Below are 9,103 nucleotides of genomic sequence, written 5' to 3' on the forward strand. Positions count from 1 at the left end.
AAACCATTTTTCGTATAATAAAATATATCAAGTTTTATTATCAAATAGTTTAAAATACGAAAAAGTTTTTGATCAATACGAAGAAAAAAAATTGAACTTACTTTTACCGGTTTATTTTTAAAGATGTATTGATTATAATAAGAAAGTATAGATTAAACAGTGTGTTTTTACACAAAAAAATTACTTTTTTTTAATCAAAATTTTGTCCATTGATGATAACAAATCAGACTGAAAGATTGAATTTTGCCTCTACAAAAAATATTCCTGACTATCCGGATTTTCTAGATGTTCAGGTTAAATCTTTTAAAGATTTTTTTCAACTAGAAACTAAATCTGACGAAAGAGGCAACGAAGGGTTGTACAACACCTTCATGGAAAACTTTCCAATCACAGATACAAGAAACAACTTTGTATTGGAGTTCCTAGATTATTTTGTTGATCCACCACGTTATACAATTCAAGAATGTATAGAGAGAGGTCTTACTTATAGTGTGCCTTTAAAAGCTAGGTTAAAACTATATTGTACAGATCCAGAACACGAAGATTTTGAAACTATTGTACAGGATGTTTATCTTGGAACAATACCTTATATGACTCCAAGCGGTACTTTTGTAATCAATGGTGCTGAGCGTGTAGTAGTATCTCAACTACACCGTTCTCCTGGGGTTTTCTTTGGACAATCATTCCACGCAAATGGAACAAAACTTTATTCTGCCAGAGTAATTCCTTTTAAAGGATCTTGGATAGAATTTTCTACAGATATTAACAGCGTAATGTATGCGTATATCGATAGAAAGAAAAAATTACCAGTAACAACTTTATTCCGTGCAATTGGATTCGAAAGAGATAAGGATATCCTTGAAATTTTCGACTTAGCTGAAGAAATTAAAGTTTCTAAAACAGGTATTAAAAAGTATATTGGAAGAAGACTTGCTGCGCGTGTATTGAACACATGGCACGAGGATTTCGTTGATGAAGATACCGGTGAGGTAGTTTCTATCGAACGTAATGAAATCATCCTTGATCGTGATACAATTATCGACAAAGATAATGTTGAAGAGATCATCGATTCTAACGTTAAATCTATTTTGTTACACAAAGAGGATAATAATCAGGCAGATTATGCTATTATCCACAACACGTTACAAAAAGATCCAACAAACTCTGAAAAAGAAGCTGTTGAGCATATCTACAGACAATTGCGTAATGCAGAACCGCCTGATGAAGAAACTGCTCGCGGTATTATAGATAAATTGTTCTTCTCTGATCAACGTTATAACTTAGGTGAAGTTGGTCGTTACAGAATGAACAAAAAACTTGGTTTAGATATTCCGATGGAAAAGCAAGTGCTTACCAAAGAAGATATCATTACCATCGTAAAATATTTGATCGAATTGATTAACTCTAAAGCAGAGATTGATGATATTGATCACTTATCAAACCGTCGTGTTAGAACAGTTGGAGAACAATTGTCTCAACAATTCGGTGTTGGTTTAGCACGTATGGCTAGAACTATTCGTGAGAGAATGAACGTTAGAGATAACGAGGTGTTTACACCAATTGATTTGATCAATGCTAAAACATTGTCATCAGTTATCAACTCTTTCTTTGGTACTAACCAGTTATCTCAATTTATGGATCAAACGAATCCATTAGCTGAGATTACACACAAAAGAAGACTTTCTGCACTTGGACCTGGTGGACTTTCGAGAGAGAGAGCTGGATTTGAGGTTCGTGACGTTCACTATACACACTATGGTCGTTTATGTCCGATTGAAACTCCAGAGGGACCAAACATTGGTTTGATTTCATCTCTTGGTGTTTATGCAAAAGTTAACGGAATGGGATTCATTGAAACTCCTTACCGTAAAGTAACTAATGGTGTAGTTGATTTAGAAAGTACTCCAATTTACTTAAGCGCTGAAGAAGAAGAAGGAAAAATGATTGCTCAGGCAAACATTGAAATGGATGAGACTGGTAAAATTACGGCAACTAATGTTATTGCTCGTGAGGAAGGTGATTTCCCGGTTGTTGAACCTTCAGTTGTACATTATACAGACGTTGCACCTAACCAGATTGCTTCGATTTCGGCTTCATTGATTCCTTTCTTGGAGCATGATGATGCGAACCGTGCGTTGATGGGATCAAACATGATGCGTCAGGCGGTTCCTTTGATCCGTCCGGAAGCACCAATTGTTGGTACAGGTTTAGAGCGTCAAGTAGCTTCTGATTCGAGAGTGTTGATTAATGCTGAAGGAGATGGAACTGTAGAATATGTTGATGCAAATATCATTACTATCAAATACGACCGTACTGAAGATGAAAGAATGGTTAGTTTTGATGCTGATGAAAAAACATACAACTTAATTAAATTTAGAAAAACCAATCAGGGTACAAGTATCAACTTGAAGCCAATCGTAAGAAAAGGTGACAGAGTAGTTCTTGGACAGGTATTATCAGAAGGGTATGCAACTCAAAATGGTGAATTAGCTTTAGGTAGAAACTTAAAAGTTGCGTTCATGCCATGGAAAGGGTATAACTTTGAGGATGCGATTGTAATTTCTGAAAAAGTAGTTCGTGATGATATTTTTACTTCTATCCACGTTGATGATTATTCATTAGAGGTTAGAGATACGAAGTTAGGAAATGAAGAGTTAACAAACGATATTCCTAACGTTTCTGAAGAAGCTACTAAAGATTTAGATGAAAACGGTATGATTAGAATTGGAGCAGAGGTTAAACCTGGCGACATTTTGATCGGAAAAATTACACCAAAAGGAGAATCAGATCCTACTCCGGAAGAGAAATTGCTTCGTGCAATCTTCGGGGATAAAGCAGGTGATGTGAAAGATGCTTCATTAAAAGCTTCTCCATCTTTACATGGTGTAGTTCTTGACAAAAAATTATTTGCAAGAGCCGTAAAAGATAAACGTAAACGTACTCAGGATAAAGATGCTTTAGGCGCTTTAGAAATGGAATTCGAAACTAAGTTTGTTGAATTAAAAGACAGATTAGTTGAGAAATTATTCCTGATCGTTAACGGAAAAACATCTCAGGGTGTAATGAATGATTTGGGTGAAGAAGTTTTACCAAAAGGTAAAAAATATACTCAAAAAATGCTTTACGCAGTGGAAGATTTTGCTCACTTAAGCAAAGGTCAATGGGTTGCTGATGACGCTACTAATAAAATGGTTAATGATTTAATTCATAACTATAAAATTAAGCTAAACGACTTACAAGGATCTTTAAGAAGAGAAAAATTTACTATTACAGTTGGTGATGAATTACCATCTGGAATCTTGAAATTAGCGAAAATTTACATCGCTAAAAAACGTAAGTTAAAAGTAGGGGATAAAATGGCAGGACGTCACGGTAACAAAGGTATTGTTGCTAGAATCGTTCGTCATGAAGATATGCCTTTCCTTGAAGACGGAACACCGGTAGATATCGTATTGAATCCACTTGGGGTACCTTCACGTATGAACATTGGTCAGATTTATGAGACTGTTCTTGGATGGGCTGGTATGAACTTGGGTAGAAAATTTGCTACTCCAATTTTTGACGGTGCTTCTTTAGATCAAATCAATGCTTTGACTGATGAAGCTGGAGTACCACGTTTCGGACATACACACCTTTATGATGGTGGTACTGGAGAACGTTTCCATCAAGCTGCAACTGTGGGTGTAATTTACATGCTTAAATTAGGACACATGGTTGATGATAAGATGCACGCACGTTCTATCGGACCATACTCGTTGATCACACAACAACCACTTGGAGGTAAAGCTCAATTTGGAGGTCAGCGTTTTGGAGAGATGGAGGTTTGGGCACTTGAGGCTTATGGAGCATCAAGTACGCTACGTGAAATCTTAACAGTTAAGTCGGATGACGTTATTGGTAGAGCTAAAACTTACGAAGCTATCGTTAAGGGAGAGTCTATGCCAGAACCAGGATTACCGGAATCATTCAATGTATTAATGCATGAATTGAAAGGTCTTGGACTTGACATTCGTTTAGAAGAATAAATAAAGTTTTCAGTTACAGTCTCAGTATTCAGTTCAAAACTGGAAGCTGAGACTGAAGCTGTTTATTAAAATAAAAGTTTTTAGGATTTATACCCGTAACCCGTTCCGATTTTTTATTTAAACCTGAAAAGTTTTATAATTAGCGCTTCAAAATTAAGTTTGAAGTTTAGAGAAGTAATCCGAGGTAGTATTTTGAATGCCGTAGGCCTTAAGCTATAAGTCGTAAGCACATGTGTAAAGCTTACAGTCTAAAGTATATAGCTTCAAAAAAAATCAATTTTTAATTGCAGATAAATCAATAGTAAAAACTATGATGAATAATAGAAATAATAAAGATAAAAATCCAGTAAAAAGATTTAATAAAATCTCAATTGGATTGGCTTCACCAGAATCTATCTTGAAAGAATCAAGAGGAGAGGTTTTGAAACCAGAAACAATCAACTACAGAACTCACAAACCAGAACGTGACGGACTTTTTTGCGAAAGAATCTTCGGACCTGTTAAGGATTTTGAGTGTGCTTGTGGTAAATATAAAAGAATTCGTTACAAAGGTATCATCTGTGACCGTTGTGGTGTTGAAGTTACTGAGAAAAAAGTACGTCGTGACAGAGTAGGACACATCAACCTTGTTGTGCCTATCGCTCACATCTGGTATTTCCGTTCTCTTCCAAACAAAATTGGTTATATCCTTGGTCTTCCATCTAAGAAATTAGATATGATCATTTACTACGAGAGATATGTAGTAATTCAAGCGGGTATTGCTAAGAATGCAGATGGAGAGTCATTACAAAGATTAGATTTCTTAACTGAAGAAGAATACTTAAATATTTTAGATACTCTTCCGCAAGAAAACCAATATTTAGATGATATGGATCCTAATAAATTTGTTGCCAAAATGGGAGCAGAATGTATTATGGATTTATTAGCACGTATCGACTTAGATGAGTTGTCTTACCAATTAAGACACAGCGCTAACAACGAAACATCTAAACAACGTAAAACTGAAGCTTTAAAAAGACTACAAGTTGTTGAGTCTTTCCGTGAATCTAACTTAAACCGTGAAAATCGCCCTGAGTGGATGATTATGAAAGTGGTTCCTGTTATTCCACCAGAATTACGTCCGCTTGTGCCACTTGATGGAGGTCGTTTTGCAACTTCAGATTTGAACGACTTATATCGTCGTGTAATCATCCGTAACAACCGTTTGAAAAGATTAATGGAGATTAAAGCTCCAGAAGTTATTTTAAGAAACGAAAAACGTATGTTACAGGAATCTGTAGATTCATTATTTGATAACACTCGTAAAGCTTCTGCTGTTAAAACAGAATCTAACAGACCATTAAAATCATTATCTGATTCCTTAAAAGGTAAGCAAGGACGTTTCCGTCAAAACTTACTTGGAAAACGTGTGGATTATTCTGCTCGTTCGGTAATTGTTGTTGGTCCTGAATTAAAATTATTCGAATGTGGATTGCCAAAAGATATGGCATCTGAGTTATACAAACCTTTCGTTATCCGTAAATTGATTGAAAGAGGTATTGTAAAAACAGTAAAATCTGCTAAGAAAATCATAGACAAAAAAGAGCCTGTAGTTTGGGATATCCTTGAAAATGTAATTAAAGGACACCCAGTATTACTAAACCGTGCTCCTACTTTGCACAGACTTGGTATCCAGGCTTTCCAACCAAAATTAATTGAAGGAAAAGCGATCCAGTTGCACCCGTTAGTATGTACGGCTTTCAACGCGGATTTTGACGGGGATCAGATGGCGGTTCACTTGCCATTAGGACCAGAGGCTATTTTAGAGGCACAATTATTAATGTTGGCTTCTCACAATATTCTTAACCCTGCAAATGGTGCTCCAATTACTGTACCTTCTCAGGACATGGTCTTGGGTCTTTATTATATGACCAAAGAGCGTATTTCTACAGAAGATCACATTATTTTAGGACAGGATTTGACTTTCTATTCTGCTGAAGAAGTAAATATTGCATTAAACGAAGGAAGATTAGAATTGAATGCTCGTGTGAAAATTAGAGCAAAAGATTTTAATGAGGCTGGAGATTTAGTGTACCAAATTATTCAAACAACTGCAGGACGTGTATTATTTAACGAAGTAGTACCTGAAGCAGCCGGATATATCAATGATGTATTGACTAAGAAAAACCTTAGAGATATTATCGGACACATTTTAAGTGTGACTGATGTACCTACTACTGCGGCTTTCTTGGATAATATGAAAGATATGGGGTATAAATTCGCATTTAGAGGAGGTTTATCATTCTCTCTTGGTGATATTAGAATCCCGGAACAAAAAACAAAATTAATTGCAGATGCGAGAGAGCAAGTTGAAGGTATTTCTGTGAATTATAACATGGGTCTTATTACCAATAACGAGCGTTACAACCAGGTTATTGACGTATGGACTTCTGCAAACGCTCAGTTAACAGAATTAGCAATGAAAAATATTAGAGAAGACCAACAAGGTTTCAACTCTGTATATATGATGCTTGACTCTGGGGCGAGGGGTTCTAAGGAACAGATTCGTCAGTTAACAGGTATGCGTGGTTTGATGGCTAAGCCTAAAAAATCTACTGCCGGTGGTGGTGAGATTATTGAAAACCCGATTCTTTCTAACTTTAAGGAAGGTCTTTCGATTCTTGAGTACTTTATCTCTACTCACGGTGCTCGTAAAGGACTTGCGGATACGGCTCTTAAAACGGCCGATGCTGGATACTTGACAAGAAGGCTTCATGACGTATCTCAAGATGTTATTGTAAACATCGAAGATTGTGGTACTCTTAGAGGTGTTGAAGTTTCTGCATTGAAGAAAAATGAGGAAATTGTTGAATCTTTAGGAGAAAGAATTTTAGGACGTGTTGCATTGCAAGATGTTATTAATCCTCTTACGAATGAAGTTCTGGTTCAATCGGGACAACAAATTACTGAAGCAATCATGAGAGTTATCGAAGTTTCTCCGATTGAAAGAGTAGAAGTTAGATCTCCATTGACTTGTGAGGCTTTAAAAGGTATTTGTGCTAAATGTTACGGTAGAAACTTAGCTACTGGTAAAATGACACAAAGAGGTGAAGCTGTCGGAGTTATTGCAGCTCAATCTATTGGAGAGCCAGGTACACAGTTAACACTTCGTACGTTCCACGTTGGAGGGGTTGCCGGAGGTATTTCTGAAGAGTCTAGTATTGTTACAAGATTCAACGGTAGACTTGAGATTGAAGATTTAAAAACTGTAAAAGGTGAGGACAGTGAAGGTAATGCGGTTGATATCGTAGTATCACGTTCAACTGAATTAAAATTAGTTGACGAGAAAACTGGAATCGTTTTAAATACACATAATATTCCTTACGGATCTAGTATTTTTGTTAAGGATGGTGAAGTAGTTACAAAAGGATCTGTGATCTGTAAGTGGGATCCATATAATGGTGTAATTGTTTCTGAATTTACTGGTAAGATTGCTTACGAAGATTTAGAACAAGGACAATCATACATGGTTGAAATTGATGAGCAGACAGGATTCCAGGAAAAAGTAATTTCTGAGGCTAGAAATAAAAAATTAATTCCAACTTTATTGGTTTACGGTAAAGAAGGTGAATTGATTCGTTCTTACAACTTACCAGTAGGTGCACACTTAATGGTTGAAAACGGTGAGAAAATTAAAGCAGGTAAAGTATTGGTTAAAATTCCACGTCGTTCTTCTAAAGCGGGAGATATTACAGGAGGTTTACCAAGAATTACCGAGTTGCTTGAGGCTCGTAACCCTTCTAACCCTGCAGTTGTATCTGAAATTGATGGTGTTGTTTCTTTTGGAAAAATCAAAAGAGGTAACCGTGAGATTGTTATCGAATCTAAATTTGGTGAAATTAAAAAGTATTTAGTTAAACTTTCAAGCCAAATCTTAGTACAAGAAAATGACTTCGTAAGAGCGGGAGTTCCATTGTCTGATGGTGCAATTACACCGGATGATATTTTAAGAATTCAAGGACCGGCTGCTGTTCAACAGTACTTGGTAAATGAAATTCAAGAGGTATACCGTTTACAAGGGGTAAAAATTAATGATAAGCACTTTGAGGTAGTTATTCGTCAAATGATGCGTAAAGTAAGAGTTCAGGATCCGGGAGATACATTATTCTTAGAAGATCAATTGATTCACACTAAAGATTTCATCGTTCAAAACGATAAATTATACGGTATGAAAGTAGTTGAAGATGCTGGAGACTCTGCTGTATTGAAACCAGGTCAGATCATTACACCTCGTGAATTACGTGATGAGAACTCATTGTTGAAACGAAATGATAAAAATTTGGTTGTAGCCAGAGATGTAATTACTGCAACTGCAACGCCAGTTTTACAAGGTATTACAAGAGCTTCGCTACAAACTAAATCATTCATCTCTGCTGCTTCGTTCCAGGAGACAACGAAAGTACTTAACGAAGCTGCTGTAGCTGGTAAAGTAGATGATTTAGAAGGATTGAAAGAAAATGTAATTGTTGGACACAGAATTCCTGCGGGAACTGGTATGAGAGAATACGATAATACTATCGTAGGATCTAAAGACGATTACAATGAAATGATGGCTAATAAAGAAGAATATATTTATTAATTTAGGAAACTATGAGTAATCCGAACCAACAACAAGAACAGATTAACATTGAGTTAGACGAAACTATTGCAGAAGGAATTTATTCTAATCTTGCAATTATCAATCACTCATCATCAGAATTTGTTTTAGATTTTGTGAGTATTATGCCTGGTATTCCTAAAGCCAAAGTAAAGTCAAGAATTGTCTTGACACCACAACATGCTAAAAGATTATTAAAAGCAATTGGTGAAAACATTCATCGTTTTGAAGTCGCTCATGGCGAAATCAAAGAGACTGAACAAGCTCCGATACCGCTTAATTTTGGTCCTGCGGGACAAGCATAAATTTTAAAAGCCCCAGTAATGGGGCTTTTTTTATGGTATAAATGTCTCGTCCTGAAATAAGTTGACATAAAATTGACTTATTTATGAATAATCCAGAATTTAAAAAAGAGCGACGCAGTCAGAGAGATTACAACATA

The 9,103-nt window shown here is 36.0% G+C and carries 3 protein-coding genes; all 3 read left to right on the forward strand.

Annotated features, from left to right (window positions below; translation table 11 throughout):
* Positions 1 to 212: 212 nt before the first annotated feature.
* Positions 213 to 4,025 (forward strand): DNA-directed RNA polymerase subunit beta, encoded by a 3,813-nt coding sequence (gene rpoB / locus FLA105534_RS03770; RefSeq protein WP_173964705.1) that lies wholly within the window; start codon positions 213 to 215, stop codon positions 4,023 to 4,025.
* 310 nt (positions 4,026 to 4,335) lie between these two features.
* Positions 4,336 to 8,643, forward strand: a complete 4,308-nt coding sequence (gene rpoC, locus FLA105534_RS03775; RefSeq protein ID WP_173964706.1) for a DNA-directed RNA polymerase subunit beta' — start codon at positions 4,336 to 4,338, stop codon at positions 8,641 to 8,643.
* Between the two features lie 11 nt (positions 8,644 to 8,654).
* The gene (locus FLA105534_RS03780) at positions 8,655 to 8,966 is read left to right on the forward strand and encodes a DUF3467 domain-containing protein (protein ID WP_017496730.1); all 312 of its coding nucleotides are present in this window, start codon (positions 8,655 to 8,657) and stop codon (positions 8,964 to 8,966) included.
* Positions 8,967 to 9,103: the final 137 nt, after the last annotated feature.

The organism is Flavobacterium collinsii, from assembly GCF_902804485.1.
Taxonomy (GTDB): domain Bacteria; phylum Bacteroidota; class Bacteroidia; order Flavobacteriales; family Flavobacteriaceae; genus Flavobacterium; species Flavobacterium collinsii.